This is a genomic window from Candidatus Methylomirabilota bacterium (genome assembly GCA_003104975.1).
In the GTDB taxonomy this organism is placed as follows: Bacteria; Methylomirabilota; Methylomirabilia; order Methylomirabilales; family Methylomirabilaceae; genus Methylomirabilis.
Genome location: PQAM01000008.1, coordinates 317,624 through 337,795 on the forward strand (window position 1 = coordinate 317,624; position 20,172 = coordinate 337,795).

General features: G+C 59.5%; 19 protein-coding genes. 16 read left to right on the forward strand and 3 right to left on the reverse strand.

The features are described 5' to 3' along the window. The first annotated feature begins 26 nt into the window (after positions 1–26). The 3 genes from C3F12_05175 (at position 27) to C3F12_05185 (ending at position 3,791) form a co-directional block, all read left to right on the forward strand. A complete protein-coding gene (locus C3F12_05175) occupies positions 27–1,271 on the forward strand; it encodes an argininosuccinate synthase (GenBank protein ID PWB47362.1) in 1,245 nt (414 codons plus the stop codon). 74 nt (positions 1,272–1,345) lie between these two features. Beyond that, positions 1,346–2,743 (forward strand): argininosuccinate lyase, encoded by a 1,398-nt coding sequence (gene argH, locus C3F12_05180; GenBank protein PWB47363.1) that lies wholly within the window; start codon positions 1,346–1,348, stop codon positions 2,741–2,743. Between the two features lies 1 nt (position 2,744). Next, complete coding sequence (locus tag C3F12_05185) at positions 2,745–3,791, forward strand: hypothetical protein (protein PWB47364.1); 1,047 nt, start codon at positions 2,745–2,747, stop codon at positions 3,789–3,791. A gap of 73 nt (positions 3,792–3,864) precedes the next feature. Here the strand turns inward: C3F12_05185 and C3F12_05190 are convergent, their stop codons facing one another. Next, positions 3,865–4,485: an XRE family transcriptional regulator gene (locus tag C3F12_05190; protein PWB47365.1), complete on the reverse strand. Its 621-nt coding sequence runs from the start codon at positions 4,483–4,485 to the stop codon at positions 3,865–3,867. A 293-nt stretch (positions 4,486–4,778) separates the two neighbouring features. Here C3F12_05190 and C3F12_05195 point away from each other — a divergent pair, with 293 nt between their 5' ends. The 13 genes from C3F12_05195 to C3F12_05255 all read left to right on the forward strand — a co-directional run bounded on the left by C3F12_05195 (position 4,779) and on the right by C3F12_05255 (position 19,303). Continuing rightward, positions 4,779–5,096 (forward strand): hypothetical protein, encoded by a 318-nt coding sequence (locus C3F12_05195; GenBank protein PWB47366.1) that lies wholly within the window; start codon positions 4,779–4,781, stop codon positions 5,094–5,096. Continuing rightward, positions 5,089–5,505, forward strand: coding sequence for a hypothetical protein (locus C3F12_05200; GenBank protein ID PWB47367.1), 417 nt, complete (start codon positions 5,089–5,091; stop codon positions 5,503–5,505). The genes C3F12_05195 and C3F12_05200 overlap by 8 nt, the downstream gene beginning before the upstream one ends. Before the next feature lie 94 nt (positions 5,506–5,599). Then, positions 5,600–5,797 (forward strand): hypothetical protein, encoded by a 198-nt coding sequence (locus C3F12_05205; protein PWB47368.1) that lies wholly within the window; start codon positions 5,600–5,602, stop codon positions 5,795–5,797. Between the two features lie 158 nt (positions 5,798–5,955). Then, the gene (gene selB / locus C3F12_05210) at positions 5,956–7,863 is read left to right on the forward strand and encodes a selenocysteine-specific translation elongation factor (GenBank protein ID PWB47605.1); all 1,908 of its coding nucleotides are present in this window, start codon (positions 5,956–5,958) and stop codon (positions 7,861–7,863) included. Between the two features lie 23 nt (positions 7,864–7,886). Continuing rightward, a complete protein-coding gene (locus C3F12_05215) occupies positions 7,887–8,093 on the forward strand; it encodes a twin-arginine translocase TatA/TatE family subunit (GenBank protein ID PWB47369.1) in 207 nt (68 codons plus the stop codon). A gap of 424 nt (positions 8,094–8,517) precedes the next feature. After that, positions 8,518–9,660, forward strand: coding sequence for an NAD(P)(+) transhydrogenase (Re/Si-specific) subunit alpha (locus C3F12_05220; GenBank protein ID PWB47370.1), 1,143 nt, complete (start codon positions 8,518–8,520; stop codon positions 9,658–9,660). Then, positions 9,660–9,959 (forward strand): NAD(P) transhydrogenase subunit alpha, encoded by a 300-nt coding sequence (locus tag C3F12_05225; GenBank protein ID PWB47371.1) that lies wholly within the window; start codon positions 9,660–9,662, stop codon positions 9,957–9,959. The genes C3F12_05220 and C3F12_05225 overlap by 1 nt, the downstream gene beginning before the upstream one ends. Next, on the forward strand, positions 9,956–11,326 hold the full coding sequence (locus C3F12_05230) for an NAD synthetase (protein PWB47372.1): 1,371 nt from the start codon (positions 9,956–9,958) through the stop codon (positions 11,324–11,326). Before C3F12_05225 ends, C3F12_05230 begins: the two co-directional genes overlap by 4 nt. Positions 11,327–11,451: 125 nt before the next feature. Then, positions 11,452–12,606 carry a hypothetical protein gene (locus tag C3F12_05235; protein PWB47373.1) on the forward strand — a complete coding sequence of 385 codons (1,155 nt, stop codon included), beginning with the start codon at positions 11,452–11,454 and terminating at the stop codon, positions 12,604–12,606. Next, positions 12,603–13,910 carry a hypothetical protein gene (locus C3F12_05240; GenBank protein PWB47374.1) on the forward strand — a complete coding sequence of 436 codons (1,308 nt, stop codon included), beginning with the start codon at positions 12,603–12,605 and terminating at the stop codon, positions 13,908–13,910. Before C3F12_05235 ends, C3F12_05240 begins: the two co-directional genes overlap by 4 nt. A 197-nt stretch (positions 13,911–14,107) precedes the next feature. Beyond that, complete coding sequence (locus tag C3F12_05245) at positions 14,108–16,294, forward strand: hypothetical protein (GenBank protein PWB47375.1); 2,187 nt, start codon at positions 14,108–14,110, stop codon at positions 16,292–16,294. Between the two features lie 92 nt (positions 16,295–16,386). Next, positions 16,387–17,892 (forward strand): hypothetical protein, encoded by a 1,506-nt coding sequence (locus C3F12_05250; protein ID PWB47376.1) that lies wholly within the window; start codon positions 16,387–16,389, stop codon positions 17,890–17,892. Then, entirely contained in the window at positions 17,867–19,303 is a 1,437-nt protein-coding gene (locus C3F12_05255; protein ID PWB47377.1) for a hypothetical protein, read from the forward strand. The genes C3F12_05250 and C3F12_05255 overlap by 26 nt, the downstream gene beginning before the upstream one ends. Before the next feature lie 39 nt (positions 19,304–19,342). On the opposite strand, the gene C3F12_05260 is transcribed toward C3F12_05255, so the two are convergent. Both C3F12_05260 and C3F12_05265 read right to left on the reverse strand, forming a co-directional pair. Beyond that, complete coding sequence (locus tag C3F12_05260) at positions 19,343–19,771, reverse strand: hypothetical protein (protein ID PWB47378.1); 429 nt, start codon at positions 19,769–19,771, stop codon at positions 19,343–19,345. Continuing rightward, positions 19,771–20,163, reverse strand: a complete 393-nt coding sequence (locus C3F12_05265) for a hypothetical protein (protein ID PWB47379.1) — start codon at positions 20,161–20,163, stop codon at positions 19,771–19,773. Before C3F12_05265 ends, C3F12_05260 begins: the two co-directional genes overlap by 1 nt. Between the last annotated feature and the right edge of the window lie 9 nt (positions 20,164–20,172).

Genomic DNA, 20,172 nt, shown 5'->3' on the forward strand with positions numbered 1-20,172 from the left:
CGTCGCATCATCAGCGGATTGGGACAATAGGCATGAAAAAGGTGAAAAAGATCGTCCTGGCATACTCCGGCGGGCTGGATACGTCGGTGATCCTGCGCTGGCTCATCGAGACCTATCACGCCGAGGTGATCGCGTTCTGCGCCGACCTGGGACAGGGCGAGGAGCTGGAGCCGGTGCGGGAGAAGGCGCTCAAGACGGGCGCTAGCAAGGTCTACATCAAAGACCTGCGAGAGGAGTTTGTGCGCGACTTCGTCTTCCCCTGCGTGCAGGCCAATGCAGTCTATGAGGGGCGGTACCTGCTCGGCACCTCGATGGCGAGGCCGTTGATCGCGAAGCACCAGATGGCGGTTGCGCGCAAGGAGGGCGCGGATGCCGTGGCACATGGCGCCACCGGGAAGGGGAACGATCAGGTTCGGTTCGAGCTCGCCTACTATGCCATCGACCCCCGCATTCGGGTCATCGCGCCGTGGCGCGAATGGGACCTCGGTTCGCGGTCCGATCTGATTGCGTATGCCAGAAAGTATGATATCCCGGTGCCGATCACAAAGGCGCGGCCGTACAGCACCGACCGCAACCTGTTTCACATCAGCTTCGAGGGCGGGATCCTGGAGGACCCGTGGCAGGAGCCGCCGGACGAGATGTTTGTCTTGAGCGTCGCGCCGGAGCGGGCGCCGGACCGCGCGACCTATGTTGAGGTTGAGTTCCAGAATGGCCGACCTATCGCGCTGGACGGCAAGCGCCTCTCGCCCGCGGGGCTGCTGCAGCGCTTGAACAAGATCGGCGGAGAGCACGGAATCGGTCGGGTCGATATCGTTGAAAATCGCTACGTCGGGATGAAGTCGCGAGGGGTCTATGAGACACCGGGGGGAACCATCCTGCAGGCCGCCCATCGCGCCGTGGAATCGCTCACAATGGATCGCGAGGTGATGCACCTGCGCGACTCCCTCATCCCTCGTTTCTCTGAGCTGGTCTACTACGGCTACTGGTTCTCGCCGGAGATGGAGATGCTGTTGCGGACGATCGAGGCGTCTCAAGAGGGGGTGACCGGGACGGCCCGGGTGAAACTGTACAAGGGCAACTGCGAGGTGGTGGGGCGGAAGTCGGCAGTCTCGCTCTACGATCCAGCCTTCGCGACCTTTGAGGCGGATCAGGTGTACCGACAGGCCGACGCCGAGGGGTTCATCCGTCTGAACGCGTTGCGGCTTCGTATTCGCGCCTTAAGAAAACAACGTGGGGTGCGGGGGCGCGCAAGGGCGAAATATAGGGTATAGCTAGACCCTACCCCCTAAACCCTACACCCTGTTTTTGAGGTGTGTGGTGCATGTAATGACGCAGCAGTTAGACCATGAAAACAAGACGAAAAGCTAAAAAGCCATGGGGTGGGCGGTTTCAGCAGGCGACCGATCCGCGGGTCGAAGCCTACACCGCCTCGATTCACTTCGACCGTCGCCTCTATCAGCACGATATCGCCGGCAGTATTGCCCACGCGCGGATGCTGGCGCGGTGTGGCCTGCTGACCAGGGCCGAGGCCGATAAGATCAGCTCAGGGCTGACCGAGATCGGGGGCGAGATCGAGCGTGGCGAGTTCCGTTTCGATCCGTCGCTGGAAGATATCCACATGGCGATTGAGGCCCGGCTGATCGAAAAGGTGGGAGAGGCCGGCGCCAAGCTCCACACCGGCCGGAGTCGGAATGACCAGGTTGCCCTTGATCTGCGTCTCTATCTGCGGGAGGAGATCGATCAGGTCCGACACCTGATCGTTGAGCTTGAGCGTGCGCTGATCACACAGGCGGAAGCGCATCTGAAACTGATCATGCCCGGCTACACCCACCTGCAACGGGCCCAGCCGATCCTCCTGGCTCACCACCTGATGGCCTATGTCGAGATGCTGGAGCGGGATCGCGAGCGACTGCGCGATGCCATTCGCCGGGTAAATGTGCTCCCGCTCGGTTCAGGGGCGCTGGCTGGGGTCGGCCTGCCGATTGATCGCGCCTTTGTCGCCAGGGCGCTCCGTTTCCCGTCGCTGTCGGCCAATTCGCTGGATGCGGTGTCGGACCGCGACTTCGTCATTGAACCGCTTTCTGCATGCGCACTTCTCATGGCGCACCTATCCCGCCTGGCGGAGGAGATCGCCCTGTGGGCGTCGGCAGAGTTCGGATTCATTGAGCTGCCGGACGCCTTTGCCACCGGGTCCAGCATGATGCCGCAGAAAAAGAATCCGGATATCGCCGAGCTGGCGCGGGGGAAGAGCGGCCGTGTCTTCGGCGCCCTCATGGCGCTGCTCACTATCGTCAAGGGGCTGCCGCTCAGCTATAATCGCGATCTGCAGGAGGATAAGGAACCGCTTTTTGACAGCGTGGAGTCGGTCAAGGCGACGCTCGTCATTATGGCGTCATTGGTGCGTCATCTGACATTCTGCGCGGATCGCATGCGGGAGGCGGCAGAGGAGGGATGCTTGAACGCTACCGATCTGGCCGATTATCTGGTGTGCAAGGGGATGCCGTTTCGACAAGCTCACGAGGTGGTGGGCCTGCTCGTCCGGAGCGCGCTTACCAAGCGGTGTCGGCTCGAGGATCTGTCGCTGCAAGAACTACAGACTGCCTCCCCCCTGCTTGAGAAGGACGTCTTTCCCTATATTACGCTCGAGGCCTGCATCGAGCGACGAACAGCCGTCGGCGGGACCGCGACCAGCGCAGTGAAAAAGGCGATCACAGCCGCGAAGACCAGACTTCGGAGTCGATAAGATGCGGATTCGAGAGATCATCGTTGCAGCGTCTCTAGGCTTGTTGGTGTTCTCGGGGTGTGGCCGGAGCGGTCCGCCTGTCATACCGATTACGATAGAGCCCTCTCCGCCGACCGATCTGACGGCGCTTGTGCGCAACCGTGCGGTGGTCCTTGCATGGACGAGACCGACGACGAATATCGATGGCACGGCGCTGAAATACCTGGCGACGTTTCAGATCTCCCGAGCGCAAACAGCCCCCCAGACCTCCGGCTACTCGGTCATCGCCACCGTAAAGGCCGAGAAGCCGGAGAATGCGGTCGTGTCGCGCAATCGGTACGCATTTACCGACGGCAGTGTGGTTGTGGGTGCCAGGTACACCTATACCGTCGAGGCGGTGAGTCGGCGAGGGGTGGTCGGCCCGTCGTCACCGGAGGCGACCGCCCTGGTCACGGTCGAGATGGAAGCCCCCTCCAACGTGCGAGTTGAAGCCGGCGAGCGAGCGGTTCGTCTTTTCTGGGATGCGCCTGCTCGACGAATTGATGGAAGTCCGCTGGATCTTGTGCCACGCTATAACATCTACCGTGGTGCGAGCCCCGGCCAATACGATCCCGTCCCGGTCAATCGAGAGCCCATTGTTGGTACGCAGTTTCAGGATACGGATCTGGTGAACGATCGGACCTACTATTATCGCATCGCCGCCGTGGAAAGTCAGGAGCCGCCCTGGCAGGAGGGATTGTCGTCCGGCGAGGTGAGCGCCGCGCCGATGGATCTGACGCCTCCGGCGCCTCCACAACGGGTACGGGCCGTCGTTGGACCCGGCCTGGCCGTCTCGCTGAGTTGGGATCTGAACCGCGAGGCGGACCTGCTGGGCTATCACGTCTATCGAAGCGATGCGACCGAACGCCCTCCCCAACGGCTGACAGAAGCTCCACTCAAATCGCCGACCTTTACCGATCGATCGGTCAGATCGCGCGGTCGATATCTCTACACCGTGACGGCGATTGACGCCTCATCCCGACACAACGAAAGCGTCGCCTCGGAGCCCGTCGAAGCCCGCGTTCCATAGAAAAACGGATACCGGGCGGTTGACATCGTCGCCGAGGTTTCCAAACGATTCGGTGACGGGAAGGTAACGCGCGTTACGCGGAACCGTTTGCGCCCTGCCTCAGCTCCCGACAGGCCCGCTCCAGCGCAAGCACGGCCCGATGAGAGGTTGCGGACCGTGATCTTTTCGCTTGCTTGATCAGCCGCTCCAGCACGTCGATCGTTTCCTGATACGGTTCCGCAGGCGATCCTGTCCCCTTTGTCCCGTAGTGGCCCACCTGCTCAGCCGCTCGTTGTCGCGTGTTTCGTTCGACCGCATACCGGACGGCCTTCCGCTTGCCTCCTGTCATCCTGCGATGGACGTTGAGGACGCGGATGATCTCCAGCAGCAGTGGGATATCGCTGCGCGATATCTTAGCGACTTCCCGGAGCAGCGCCGTTCTTTCCGCTTCTCCGCTGAGTGTTCTGAGTTCCTCCGGCAGCAGATGAGATGAGGCTTCTTCCTGGAAAAAAAACGCAAGAGGGGCAGCTAATGCGTCGCTGAGCTTTTCCAGCACCTTGAGTGAGGGTAGTTGCTCTCCCCGCTCGATCTTTCCGATATACGTGTAGTCTACCCTTCCTACAATCTTATTGGCCACCTCCTTCTGGGTCAGATTGCGCATCCTTCGAATCCGCCTCAGACGCCTGCCAATTTGAATTGTCAGCTCTGCGCTCACACATTCCTCCTGGAAGCGAAAAGTACTTCGCTTTTCTACTGAAGTCAATAGGATTCCAAGTCCTCATAGAATAGGAGGCTTTCGAAAAACGATATATAGTCTTGATTATGGCTTGACAATAATGTGTATATATCCTACACTTTCGCGCATAGAAAAACGTCGCAGCATGAAAGAGCGTGTAACATCATTAAAACAATCTTTAAATACGAATGTCACGCTGTGTGGCAGCAGACGCCATGAATAAGCGAGTTGCACTATTGGCCTTGATTTGCCGATCTCGATGGTTTTCATCGATGTCCACGGAAGAACTGAAGTTATATCTTCTCCTCCTGGTTTCCGCTGTACGGATTGGCGAGGAAGGGCAGATCGCTTGGGAGATCTTAAAGCGGGGGCTGGGAGCATCACTGACCGTCAAGAAGATAGAGCGGCTAGGCGAAGCTTTGGGCCGGCATGGGCTTGCCAGGGTGCGTGTGATCTATCCGCCGGAAGCCGGCGGGCGTGAACGAGGTGATGTAGTTCCTGTGGTCTACTCAACAGTCTTTGGTTTAGAGCGGTTAATAGGTCCGGCGTCGAGGGGTCCGAGACGCGGGCGCGAGAAAGACGATGGTTGATCCGAGCCTGGAGGGGCGCGACCGGTTTCGGGTTCTGGTTGCGGATGATAGCAGCGAGATCCGCGAACTGCTCTTTGAGGCCCTCAGTTCGATAGAGTGCCGCGTGACTTGCGTGAGAGACGGTCTGGAGGCGCTTGCCAGCTTACAGGCTGGGACGTACGATCTCCTCATTACCGACTATCAGATGCCTCATCTGAACGGGCTGACCCTGCTCAGATGCCTGCGAACCGTGGGCTGCTGCCCGCGCTCGATTCTGATTACTGCACACAATTCACCCGATCTCATCGAGGAGGCCAAACAGGCAGGGGCCGCCCTCGTGCTTCCCAAGCCTGTGGCCATTGCTTACCTCCTTTCCCTTGTGAAGACTATCAGGGCTCAGCAACCTCCGAATCGAAAGGACGGGGTGTAAGGCGCCCAGAGACGGTCCTGGAGCTCAAAACAAAAAAAGAAGACAAAAACGCGCGAACTCCCCTCGGCGGATGCGAGACAGGATCTGATCCGGCTTGCTTCCGGGAAAGGCTAAGGCGGAGATCAGGGCGGCAGATATTCTGCAACGCCTCCTGACGGATTTTGCCCCGCGACCAGCAGCTTTTCAGGGTAGGACAGTGCGCGACGTACTGTCCATCTTCTCCGAGTTCGACGATCACCTTGATGTTCATACCCAGAGTCTACGCAAGCCATTCCAAAACAATGTCAATTAACCCAACAAGAATCGGCCCATCGCCAATCCGATTTCGTTGAACCCGCCAAGAGCCGTAATGTCAAACCAGGCGTGTCAAGGGAAACCCAGGGCAGGGGTATGGAGCCCTTAACCTTGTGGCCGCTTGGAGGCGTGTGGTACCATGGCGCTGTGGCGACCATGAAGCACATTATCGTAGGGACCGCAGGCCATATTGACCACGGCAAGACTGCGCTCGTCAAGGCCCTCACCGGCGTCGACACCGACCGGTTGAAGGAGGAGAAGGAGCGCGGAATCTCCATCGAGCTCGGGTTCGCCGACCTGGTCCTGTCCGATGACCTGCAACTCGGGATCGTCGACGTCCCGGGACATGAGCGGTTCGTCAAGACGATGCTTGCGGGCGTCGGCGGGATCGACATCGTTGTGCTGGTCATTGCAGCCGACGAGGGGGTAATGCTCCAGACGCGCGAGCACCTGCACATCTGCGAGTTGCTTCAGGTCAAGCGGGGTGTCGTAGCACTGACGAAGATCGATCTCGTCGAGCCCGATTGGCTGGAAATGGTGCGGACCGATTTGCAGGGGTTTCTGGCCGGCACCTTCCTTGAGGGTGCGCCGGTCGTTGCCGTCTCATCGGTGACCGGGCAGGGGCTTTCGCAGTTGAGGACGATCCTCCGCGAGACGGCCGAGACGATCGAGCCGAGGTGCGACAGCGGGATCTTCCGTCTGCCGATCGATCGGGTCTTTACCATCAAAGGATTCGGCACAGTGGTCACCGGCACCCTCTGGTCTGGAACGGTGCGGGTTGGAGGCGAGGTGGTCATCCTGCCTGTCGGACGCCGTTCGCGCGTCCGGCGGCTTCAGGTCCACGGCCACACAGTCGAGCAGGCCTGGGCCGGACAGCGGACCGCCGTTAACCTGCCGGGTCTCGAGGTCGATCAACTCAATCGCGGCGATCTCTTGGCGTTTCCGGATACGCTGCAACCGACCCTGACCCTCGACGTATCATTAGCCCTGTTGAAGGACGCTCCGCGTGCCTTGCGGAATCGGACGCGGGTCCGTTTCCACTTGGGGACCGGCGAGATTCTGGCTCGCGTCGTCTTGCTCGATCGTGAAGAGTTGAATCCGGGCGAAGAGGCGTATGCCCACCTGCGATTGGAGGGGATGACCGTTGCCCTGGCCGGCGATCGGTACGTCATCCGAAGCTACTCGCCCGCCCAGACGATCGGGGGTGGAAGTATCCTCGATCCGAATCCCCCGGTCCGGCGCCGGGCCAGGGCGATGCTGCTCGAACACCTCAAGGTCCTGCAGACCGGTACATCGGCCCAGCAGGTCGAGCGCCTGCTGTTGCAGGCCGGTCCGGTACCGATCATGCCGGATGCGCTCAGGGTATCGGCCGGCCTGGATGAGACCGCGTTGCAGCGAGAGCTTGGACAACTTATTGAGGGCGGTACGGCTGTGGCGTTGGGGACCAAAGGCGAACTCGGATATCTGCACCGGCAAAGCTATGATCGTTTGGCGGCAGAGATCGTATCTCGTCTGAAGGATTTCCATAAACAGGAACCGCTGAAGGACGGGTTGCCGAAGGAGGAGCTGCGGTCCAAACTGCATCAGGTCGGTCCGGCCCTGTTCGTGCACCTGCTACAGGGACTCGCAGAGCAGCGGCACATCGCGCTCGACCGGGAAAAGGTACGACATTTCGAGCACCGTCCGACCCTTTCAGCCGCAGAACAGGCCGTGAAGGCGCGTCTGGCCGCGATCTACCTGCAGGCCGCCCTTCAGCCGGCGGACCTTGAGCCGGCGCTGACCCAGGCCGGCGCCGACCGCAAGACCGGGATCACCATCTTTCGTCGCCTTGTGGACGAGGGGATAGTCATCAAGATCAAGGACAACCTCTACCTGCACCACGATCATTACGGCCGTGCGAAGGAGATGCTTCTCAAACACTTTGAGACCCATGCCGCCATTACCGTGCAACAGTTCAAGGAACTCCTGGGGATCAGCCGGAGGTTTGCGATCCCCCTTCTGGAGCACTTCGATAGTGTCAAGCTGACCCGTCGGCATAACGATGAGCGGGTCCTCTATACCTAAGAGGCCGCAAGAGAGGAGGGCGCATGTTCGGATTGGGGATTCAAGAATTGGTGATCATTCTCATCATCGTGCTGCTCCTGTTCGGCGCCAGCCGGTTACCGGAGGTCGGCAGCGGCCTGGGGAAGGCCATTCGAGGCTTCAAGGATTCGCTGGCAGGGAAGGATGCCATCGATGTGACGCCTAAGAACGACAAGGATGAGGAGAAACGATCCGGTAAAGGAAAGGTGTAACGTACGATAAGATAAACTGAGGAGCTGTATAGTCCTGCGCAATGTCTACGAACCGGAGCGCGTACGGATGTTGGGATTCACGTATTGTGGGGTTGGACGATAATCCGAGGGGCGGAGATCTGAGCAATAAACGACTGGACTGTCTTGTGCAGGCTTGTGATGCGCAAGTATGGGGAATTTTGTGAGTATTTTTGTGCTTGACCTTGGGTGTCGCGTTTTAGTACACTGTGCTTCCGCAAGCAGTAGACACGTGCGAGACTCACGCGATACGCTGAACCGCTGCTTCTAGCCTCGAGAAAGATCTATACGTATCTGTCATATCTGTTGTGCTTGTTACGTCCGGGGATCCCGGAGAGTCATACCGATTATCGGAGCAGGAACGAGTGCGGGGTAACCGTCTAACCATATCGAAGAGAGCCGATCGATGAGGGTTGCAGTCCTGAAGGAGACCGAGTCAGGAGAAAAGCGCGTCGCGATTATCCCTGAAACGGTCAAACGATTGGTTAAAAAGGGTGTTGAGGTCTGCGTTGAGTCCGGCGCCGGTGAGGGGTCGTGCTTCCGGGATGGGGAGTACGAGGAGGCCGGCGCGACAATAGAGCCCTCGGCAGAGGCGCTACTCGCCGCGACGGATGTCATCATGAAGATTCAGCGCCCGACCCCGGCGGAACTCCAGAAGATTCGGGAAGGCACGACGATCATCAGCTTGCTCTATCCGCTGGTCAACCACGACCTCGTGCATACGCTTGCCGCCCGCAAGATCACCGCGGTCGCGGTGGACAGCATCCCCCGGACGACGCTGGCCCAGATGATGGATGTTTTGAGCTCGCAGGCAACGATCGCCGGATACTATGCGGTGATCATGGCTGCGTACACGCTGCCAAAGTTCTTCCCCATGTTGATGACCGCCGCGGGGACGATTGCGCCGGCCAAGGTGCTGATTCTGGGCGCGGGTGTCGCCGGCCTTCAGGCTATCGCCACCGCAAGACGGCTTGGCGCCACGGTGGAGGCGTTCGACACGCGCAAGGTCGTCAGGCAACAGGTGGAAAGCCTGGGTGCGCGGTTCGTTGAGGTGGATGTCGCCGAGGACGCCCAGACGACCAGCGGATACGCGAAGGAGCTGTCTGACGAGTATAAACGGCGACAGGCCGAGCTGTTGCACCGGCATATCGTCAAATCGGATGTCTGCATCACGACGGCGTTGATCCCCGGTCAGCGCGCGCCCATTCTGATCACCGAAGAGATGGTCCAGGCCATGAGGCCCGGGTCGGTGATCGTGGATCTTGCGGCGGAGCAGAGCGGTAACTGCGCGCTGACCGAGCCCGGAAAAGAGGTCGTCAAGCATGGCGTGACGATCCTCGGCCGGTTGAATCTTCCCAGCCGTCTGGCGGTCCATGCGAGCCAGATGTATTCGCGCAATATGGAGAAACTCCTCCTGCACCTGATGGGTGACGGCGGGTTGAAGCTGAATCTCCAGGAGGAGATCACCCAAGGGTGTGTCATCACGCTGGGAGGGGAGATTGTTCAGCCGAAGGTCAAGGAGCTGCTGTCAAAAAGGGGTGGAGCCTGATGTCCAATGAGATGATGCTCGGTTTGTACGTCTTTGTGCTGGCGATATTTGTGGGGTTTGAGGTGATCTCAAAGGTGCCGCCGATGTTGCATACCCCCTTGATGTCCGGGTCGAACGCGATCTCCGGGATCACCCTTGTCGGCGCGATTATCGCCGCCGGCTACGGCGGATTCGATCTGCTCGGGCTCTTCGGCTTCCTTGCGGTTGCGTTCGCCACGCTGAATGTGGTCGGCGGCTACCTTGTGACAGACCGGATGTTGCGGATGTTTAAACGCGAACCCAAAGGGAAGGCCCGATGATCATCGAGTTCCTCTATTTGTCCGCGGCCGTACTCTTTATTATCGGCCTGAAGTTAATGAGCAACGTGGGATCGGCCCGGTTTGGCAACTACCTGTCGGCTGGGGGCATGGGTCTTGCGATTCTGGCGACGCTCATGAAAGGCGAGGGTTTCACGTGGACACAGATCGTGGCCGGCGTCATCGTGGGCACTGTTCTCGGCGCCGTATCTGCGATGAAGGTCCAGATGACGGCCATGCCGCAAATGGTGGCGCTTTTTAACGGATTCGGTGGCGCCGCATCCCAGCTTATCGCCGTGTCGGAACTCTATCGGTTGGGGGCCGAGTTGTCCATGGTGGCCCTGATTGCCGTTCAACTCACCGTGATTGTCGGCGCAGTGACCTTCAGCGGCAGTATGATCGCCTTCGCAAAGCTCCAGGAACTGATGTCTGGGCAGCCGATTCTCTTTACGGGCCAGCACTGGGTCAATCTTTCGTTTCTGCTGCTTTCCACCGGGCTGAGCGTATGGGTGGTGACGGTTCCGGATGCCTGGGGTCAATTTATCCTCCTGAACCTGATCGGTCTTGTGCTCGGCGTGCTGGTGGTGATACCGATCGGCGGGGCCGATATGCCGGTTGTGATCTCGCTGCTCAACTCCTACTCCGGGATTGCCGGCGCAGCCGCCGGTTTTGTCCTCTCCAATAATGCGCTCATCATCACCGGCTCGTTGGTCGGCGCTTCGGGCATCATTCTGACCGACATTATGTGTAAGGGGATGAATCGATCGCTGGCGAACGTTCTGTTCGGAGGGTTCGGCGCAACGGCAGCAGCGGCCCCCTCCGGTGCGGCGTCTACCGCCGGCAGTATCAATGAGGGAACGATCGACGATGCGGTAACGGTTCTGAGGAATGCGCAGGGTGTGATTGTCGTACCCGGGTACGGTATGGCGGTATCGCAGGCTCAGCATGCGCTGCGGGAATTGGCCGATCTGCTAAGCTCGGACGGCGTCACCGTCAAATATGCGATTCATCCGGTGGCGGGCCGGATGCCGGGCCATATGAATGTCCTTCTGGCTGAGGCCAATGTGTCGTACGACCAACTGTACGATCTTGAGGACATTAACGAAGAGTTTTCGAAAACGGACGCGGTGATTGTCGTCGGCGCGAACGACGTCGTCAATCCTGCCGCGAAGACCAACCCCTCGAGCCCTATTCACGGCATGCCGGTCCTGAATGTGGAGGAGGCGCGTACGGTCATCGTCCTCAAGCGCAGTATGGCCGCCGGCTTTGCGGGCATCGACAACGAGCTCTTCACGCTGCCTAACACGATGATGGTATTCGGTGACGCGAAACAGACCCTCGCGAAGATGGCGCAGGCACTGAAGGATTAGCACGTGTGCGACGGTCATCCCAGATGACCCAACCCCGTACGCCTCTTCTGTTCCGGATCAGATAATATCCGTTCCGCGCATAACCCGCCGCCGTCCGCTCCCTCCTCATAGCGGCAAGAGGAATCGTGGATATTCTGATTGTGGGGGTTAGCGCGCGCGCCATGGCGGAGTCGGCGATTCGGACTGGTCTGGCGCATCGAATCGTTGCGGCCGACTACTTCGGAGATTTCGACCTTGGGTCGCTCTGCCCGCACCGTTCAATCAAGCGCGATCTGAACCTTCCGTATGAGGCCCGTCATCTGATCGCCGCGTCCGCAGACCTTCCGTTCGACGTGCTGATCTATACCGCAAACCTGGAAAACTATCCGTCAGTCATCGAGGCGATAGCCGGCGATAAACCGATCCTGGGCAATAGCCCTACCGTCCTGACATCGGTGAGGGACCCTGCCAGATTATTCGACGTTCTCACGCAGGCCGGGATTCCTGCGCCCCGCATTGTCTTTGACGCCGAGCGGCTCGATCTGGGTCCTGATACCGTCTGGTTGCGCAAACCGCTGCGCGGCGGCGGCGGTCATGGAATCGCCGTTCACCGTTCCGAAGACCGGCTTGAGTGCGCTGTATTTCTTCAGGAATACCTGGATGGTGTGTCGTGCGGCGCAGTCTTCGCTGCGGATGGGTCGGAGGCGCGCCTGTTGGGTATCTCCGAACAGCTTATCGGCAGGACCGAGTTCGGAGCGGACGGCTTTCGCTACTGCGGCAGTATCCTTGGGCCGGTGAGAGCGGGTTGGAGCGAATGGAGCGATCTGGTCGAGCGCGTGAATCGGGTCGTTCGGGCCATTACCCGCGCGTTCCACCTTGTCGGCGTGAATGGGATCGATTTCATTTTGAAGGGACAGACCGTCTACCCGATCGAGGTCAATCCCCGCTATACCGCTTCAATGGAATTGATCGAGAGGGCCTACGGCCTGAACATCTTCAGGACTCATCTCGATGCCTGTCTGGGGAGACTGCCGGATTTCGACCCCCTCGCACACCATGACGTGGGCTACTTCGGTAAGGCCGTTCATTTTGCCTCGCGGGCGCTGATTTTTCACAATCCGCAATGGTGGTTCGAGCAGGGCATTCGGGATCTGCCGCACGAAGGGGAGCAGATCGCGCCGGGAAAGCCGGTCTGCACACTTTTCTCACGCGGACAAAGTCGGTCGGAGTGCTATAATCAGCTCGTAGATCTCTCCGCGACGATAGAGCAGACATATCCGGACGCGACAACAACGGTATGACAAAACGCACAATCCACGACTACCGCCGGTTTGCATCATCGGCTACGCGCCGCCTCCTCGAACAGGACAGGCCGTTTCATGTGAAGGATGGGGAGGTCCGGATCGAACAGTTGCCCTGCCGGGAGGTTGTGAAACCGCTCGGCACGCCGCTCCTGGCCTACTCGGCGGCGCGGCTGCGCGAGAACATTGTCGAGGCGACAGCCGCGGCGGCCGCGTCACCCCGGCCGATCCGCATCCACTTCGCATTGAAGGCCTGTTATCTGGTTGGGGTTGTATCGCTTCTTCAACAGGCCGGGCTGAATGTCGAGGTGATATCCGAATATGAATACCTGCTGGCTCGACGGATCGGCTTTACGCCGGATCAGATCATCGTCAACGGACCCGCGAAGCGGCCGGAGTTCCTGGAGCGTGCCGTCAGTGATGGGGTCTGTCTGATCAATGTGGAGTCGCTGCCGGAGATCGCGTTTCTCGACGGCTTAGGCCGACGGCTGGGGCGAACGATCGAGGTCGGCATCAGGATCAATCCGCTTCTGTCGCGCCGTCTCCGGGGTCCGTTTACCCCTCCAGGATCCAAGTTCGGTTTTGATGTACCCGGCGGTGAGGCAGAGAACGCCGTGCGAACCATCGTCGCCTCACGCTTCCTCTCCCTCCGAGCGGTCCATTGTCACGGCTACACGCGGCAATACACACCTGACGCTCATCGCGCTCAGGTGGCGGCAGTAGTGAAGTTTTTGCGACAAGTGGAAGCCGATCTCGGGATCCGGATTCCCATCCTCGACCTTGGGGGCGGGTTCGGCAGTCGCTATCTGATGGAGGCCCACGGGTGGCCGTTTCGCGAGTTCGTGCGTGAGATGTTGGACCCGCTTGTCGGTCTGGCCGGTGACCGACAGGTCATCGTTGAGCCGGGGCGATATCTGGTCAATGATGCCGCCGCATGCCTGACGAGCGTGCTCACGTGCAAGCGAACAGCGCACCGACGCTGGGCGCTGGTGGACGCGGGACGGAATATCCTGCCGCCTCGCGAAAACGCCGAATATGTCGTCATACCATGTCGGGTGTCACCAGGACGCACCTTGTATCACGTCGGCGATTTTCTCTGCACACCGTCTGAGCCGGTTCCGCTCTCACTGGTGAGCGGACCCATGAAGCCGGGCGACCTGCTGGCAGTGTTCAATGCCGGGGCCTACACCTTTTCCATGGCCCAGAACTTCGGAGAGCCGATCCCGAATGCCATCTTGATCGATAAGACCGAGTGGAGTTGGTTGTTCAGGAAGCAAACGGTTGAACGGCAGTTCGTACAATGAGGCGACACGGTGCGGATCACCATTGAGGGTGTATTGCTCTGCAAGTTCCCCCTCACCCGCACCCTCTCCCCCAAAGGGGAGAGGGGAACACAAAAGGGGCCTGCTCGCTGCACGAAGGGTTGAGGGATTAATAATAAACTCACCTCTCCCCCACACCTGGGGGAGAGGATGAAGGTGAGGGGGTGCCGGGAGGAAGCATGACGCTGACAGGGAAGGCGAGGTTCGGATCATATCGAACGATTATCGCTGTGGCAGGATTGTTCGCCATCGCTACCTTCATGCGACCGTCTCCGGCGGCGTGGGGGGCCGATGCCGGCGTGCCGACGGCGGGTACAAACGGAGAGACGGTGCGTCTCGATCCGGTTGTGGTCTCCGCCAGCCGGGTGGAGCAGCGACTGCGGGATATCCCGGCCAATGTCACGGTCATCACGCAAGAAGAGATCAGGCAGTCGCCGGCCAGGACGGTGGACGATCTGCTGCGGCAGGTGCCGGGGTTCAGTCTGTTCCGGCGCAGCAGCAGCCTGGTCACGCATCCGACGGCGCAGGGGGTCTCGTTGCGTGGGATCGGACCCAGCGGGGTCAGCCGGACGCTGGTGCTCTTGGACGGGGTGCCGCTGAATGATCCGTTCGGCGGGTGGGTCTATTGGAGCAAGGTGCCGATGGAGAGCATCGAACGTATCGAGGTGACGCGTGGCGGCGGCTCCGGCGTGTGGGGTAACTATGCCCTGGGCGGCGTCATCAATATCATCACCAGGCGGCCGGAGGCGCGGGTGGCGCAGGCCAAGCTCGATGTCGGCACGCGGGACACGGTCGATGCCGACCTCCTGGTCAGTCATGCGACAGGGCCGTGGGGTATCTCGCTTGAGGGCAACTACTTCGACACCGACGGCTACAAGATCGTCAAGAAGAGCCAGCGGGGAGACATCGATGTTCAGGCGACCTCCAACCACAAGACCTTTAACGGCCGACTGGAGTATGCGCCCTCTTCGAACTCCTCGCTGTATCTGACCGGCAGCTTTTTCCATGAGGATCGCGGGAACGGGACCCCGCTTCAGGAAAATTCGACCGAGACCGGTTATGTGGCAACCGGAGGCCGTCTGAAAACCGTGGACGGCAGCGAGTGGCAGCTTACAGTGTTTTCTCATCTGCAGACCTTCGACAGCACCTTCAGCTCTGCGGCTCCAGATCGGAACTCGGAGACCCCGGCGCTCGATCAGTTCGATGTTCCTTCAACGGATGCAGGGATAAACTTTCAGTGGTCGAAGCGGATCTTTCAATCGCATCTGCTAACGGCGGGAACCGATGTCAGGTGGATCGATGGAGCAACCAATGAATTCTTCACATTTAATCAGACCCTGAACGATTTCACCAGACGGCGGAAAGCCGGGGGAGAACAGGTCTTAACAGGGGCTTATGTTCAGGATATTTTTACGCCGGCGCCCGGATGGCAGGTGACGATTGCCGGTCGGTTCGATTCCTGGCAGAGCTTCCATGCGTCCCGTATTGAGAGGAATAAACAGACCGGAGCGATCACTCGAGAAAATCCGTTTGACGACCGGGACGAATTCGCCTTCAGCCCGAAGGTCGCCGTCCTTTACCATGCGACCGACCAACTCTCGCTGCGCAGCTCGTTTTACAAGGGATTTCGGGCACCGACCATCAATGAACTCTTTCGACCGTTCAGGGTCCGAAACGACATCACCGAGGCCAACGAGAAACTGGACCCGGAGCGGCTGATTGGGGGAGAGGTCGGGATGGACTACGCCATACTGCGCAACCTGTTCGGTCGACTCACCGCCTTTTGGAACGAGGTGAAGGACCCGGTCGTCAACGTCACCAGGGGAATCAATGCCGGCTCAGCGGGGATCACCATTGATCCGTGCGGCTTCGTCCCTGCCGGCGGCGTCTGCCGTCAGCGGGCAAACCTGGACCGGACGCGAATCAGGGGGATCGAGGCCGAACTGGAATACCGTCCGCATCAGCAGTGGACCTTGTCCGGCAGCTATCTGTATAACCATACCAAAGTCTTAAGCGCCTCCAACCAGCCGGAATTGGAAGGGAAATGGATCGCGCAGGTTCCGAGACAACAGTTCACGTTGAAGGTGGGTTACACCAACCCGTCCTTCATCAACCTTTACGTTCAGGGGCGGTTTGTCGGGGATCAGTTCGAGGACGACCTCAACTCGTTGAAGCTTGGCGACTACTTCGTGGCGGACCTCATGATATGGCGGCCGATTCCCCTCCCCAAGCTGTCTGCGGGGGAGGTCTTCCTGGGGGTAGAAAATCTCTTCGACAGGACCTTTGAGGTCGCCAAAACGGCCGACGGCATCGTCACGACCGGTGCCCCCGTGCTGGTCCACGGCGGCCTCCGGGTCCGGTTCTGACACAAGCTGTCAGCAATCAGCCGTAACTTCTGTAGGGGCGCTGCTTGCTGCGCCCACTGAGGGCAGGGCAAGCCCTGCCCCTACAATCACTGTTGATAGCCGAACGCTATTTCTATTCCATGCTGATCCGCACAAAGCTCCGTATCGGCTATCTGGTCATCTTCGTCCTGGCGCTCTGCATTGGGCTGGTCATGATCTGGGCCATGCATGGCTGGCGGGCGGCCACAGAAGACCTCACCTACGCCCACGCGCAAGGCCTGAAAGCCGAGCGACTGCGGGGCGATCTGTATCGACAGATCAAAGAGATCCTCGACCGACTGGTCAGCGGGGATCGATCTGCCAGACAGGAGTTCGACGCGCTGGGCGTCGCGTTAGAGGACGAACTGGCCGGCCTGCGCCGTCATGCTCGAACCCCTGAAGAGCGAGAGCGGGTTCACGCACTGGTAGAGGCGCATCAACAGGTGACTCTGCTGGCGAGAGAGATTTTTGATCTCCTGGCAACAGGGTCTCGGGACCGGGCCGTACCAAAGGTTGAGCGCGAGTTGGAGCAAGTGGCGTTCGCGCGACAGGACGACGCGATCGATCAACTCCGCGCCTATTATGATGCGGCGTCGCAGCGGTCGCTGCAGCGGACCCTTGCGATCGGTGTCCAAAGTGAGTTGCTGGCGGGGATTGTCATACTGCTCGCTCTTGCGTGGGGGGGCGGGTTGCTCTTCGGCATCCAGCGATGGTTGGTGAAACCTCTTCAGGTAATCGGTCGCTCGACCGCTGTCATCAGTACCGGGGCGTTGGATCATCGTGTACGGGTGGCGTCGCAGGATGAATTGGGCGATCTGGCGACATCGATCAATCGTATGGCCGGATCGCTGAAAGAGATCCAGGAACGCCTGCTGCAAGCCGAGCGGGTGGCGGCGGCCGGCGAACTCTCTGCCTATATCGCCCATAATATCCGCAACCCGTTGGCCAGCATCCGATCCTCGGCTCAGGCAGCCCTCAATACATCACAGGTATCGGAAGAGGTTCGGGACGATCTTCAGAGTGTCATTGGCACCGTCGATCACTTAGGGCAGTGGGTCCATCATTTACTGTTTGCGCTGAAGCCGATTACGGCGACACTCACGCCCGCCGATCCGAATCGAGTGATCGAGCAGGCGCTTGAGGTCGTTCGCCCTATGATCGAACAGAAGCGGATTGCGGCTGAGTGGAGCGCGTCCTCGGACCTGCCTCCGATCCCCCTCGACGAACGGTATCTGGAACAGGCCTTCGTGGCCCTCCTGACAAATGCCTGCGAAGCGACGCCACGGGGCGGGAGGCTTGCGATTGCCTCCCGAGTGCTGCGGGAGGGTAATGGCCCCACAGGTATCGCCATTGACCTGGTCGATAACGGGGTGGGCATCCCCGCCGAGATACTCCAGAGACTGTTTACGCCGTACGTGACCACGAAGAGCGATGGGATCGGTCTGGGCCTGACGATGGCCCGGAAGATCATCAGCGCCCACGGCGGGAGCCTTGTGATATCGGATCGACCCGAGGGCGGGACGATAGCGAGCGTTCGCCTTCCGCTTGCCCACCATGGAGGAACTGCTCAGGATGGCTAAGATCCTGGTTATCGATGACGAGGTCGTATTCGCCCGTTCGTTGGCCCATGCCTTAAGCAGGAACGGTCACGAGTGCCGAAGTCTGGCGAGTGCGGAGGAGGGGATCGCCTCACTCCAGACGAATCGGCCTGACATCATTCTGCTCGATGTCAAGCTGTCGGGGATCAGCGGTCTCGAGGCGCTGAAGAGGCTGATAAGTCTGGACCCCGACCTGATCGTCATCATGGTGACCGCCTACAGCAGCGTGCAGAGTGCCGTGGCCGCCATGAAGGCCGGGGCGTACGATTATATCCAGAAGCCGGTCGATCACGACGAACTCGGCCTCGTGATCGAAAAGGCGCTGGAGACGCATCGCCTGCGGGAACGCCTGTCCTACTTTCAGCGCAAAGAGATTCAGCAGGCCGCTCATGGTGAGATTATCGGTGCGTCCCCCAGGATCATGCAGGTGATCGAGCTGATCGAACGGATCGCACACCTCGAACCCGGATCGGCAGGCGAACTGCCGACGGTGCTGTTACTGGGTGAGACTGGGACGGGGAAGGATCTGGTGGCGAGAGCGATCCATCGCCAAGGCACGCTTGCCGGACAGCCGTTCGTGGAGATCGACTGCGCGTCGATCCCGAAGGAGCTGGCCGAAGCGGAACTGTTCGGGTATGAGCGGGGCGCGTTCACAAGCGCGACGACGACGAAGCCCGGCCTGATCGAGGCCGCCGACGGCGGGACCCTCTTCCTGGACGAGATCGGCGAATTGGGCCCGGAGCTTCAGGCGAAACTCCTCAAGGCGATCGAGCGCCGGCAAGTTCGTCGGGTGGGCAGCCTGCGCGAGCGAAAGATCAATATCCGTATTATCGCGGCTACCAACCGCAACCTCGAAGCTGCCGTCGAGACGGGCGCCTTCCGACCGGACCTCTACTATCGTCTGAAGGTCCTCACGGTGGAACTACCGCCGTTGCGTGAGCGCGGCGACGACGTCGTCCTGCTGGCGAATCACTTCCTGAAACAGCTTACACACAAGTATTGCCTTCCGCCACGGCGGTTCACGGAAGCCGCCATCGAAGCCCTCAGAACGTATCGCTGGCCCGGCAATGTCCGGGAGCTTCTCCATCAGGTCGAGCGGGCGCTGTTGGTCTGTGATGAGGAAGAGATTACCCCATCGGCCCTTGGCCTGGACACCCCGTTCTCCGATGTGCCGAGCCGAAGGCGCACACCTCCGTCCGATACCGATACGTCGTTGCAGATCGTGTTTCCCGAACAGGGGGTCGACCTGGAGGAGGTCGAGCGACAACTGATCAGGCAGGCGCTCGATCTGACGGACGGCAACGTTACGGAAGCCGCCCGAAAACTCAATATCGGTCGTGAGGCGCTCCGCTATCGCATCCAGAAGCACGGCATCACCCGCTCTTCGTCATGATACGAGGGCGAGGAGTCGCGTCGCGCAGCTCTCACAGTCTTAGATGATCTTGATACCGATCTTTAAAGCGGTTTTGGTGAGAGTTTTATCTGAGCAGAGGAATTTAGCATCATGGAAACTGTGGGCTGCGGATAGCTGAAGCGCATCCAGAGTTTTAAGGCCATACCGTCTGCCCAACTCCCGTATCAGGTCGGCTGCCTTCAGGTAATCTCTGTCATTGAGGGTGACCAACTCCACCTGCCATGTCTGAAGATCGTCAAGAAAGGTATTCCATACGACCGTTTCCTGCTCTTTCTGGATGTCACCCATTCTGACCTTTTTGGATAGGGCGGATGCCATTTCAACAACGGTTAGGTTGGTGATGTAGATACGTTCAGCACGTAATAGCAGGGCTTCTATCCTGTCGCTATCCGGTTCGGGATAGTAGAATTTGACGAGGGCGCTTGTATCAACGAAGAGAGAGGGCATCAGAACGTCTCTTCTTTTCTTGATTCAGAAACAACCTTTGATAGGGGTTTCCCTTTCGCAAGGATTGACGCTCTGAACTCTTTATGGCTTTTCAGGTGACGTTTAACCCTTTTCTTGATGGGCATAATGACCGCAATCGGTTCTTTCCGCTTCGAGATAATGACCTCCTCGCCCCTCTCGACTCTTGCGAGGAATTCTGTGAAATGTTGACGCGCCTCTTTGATGCCGGTAGTTTTCATAAAGCCGGTCTCCTTTCTGTAATGACTACCAGTGTACACCATGCTATGGATCTTATCAAGGAACGTCGTTCTCCCCAAACCGGTTGAAAGCAACCGTCGGTTGAAATCAACCACCTGTTCACCCGCCCAGACTCGGACGAGATCTGGAATCACTGCTGACAA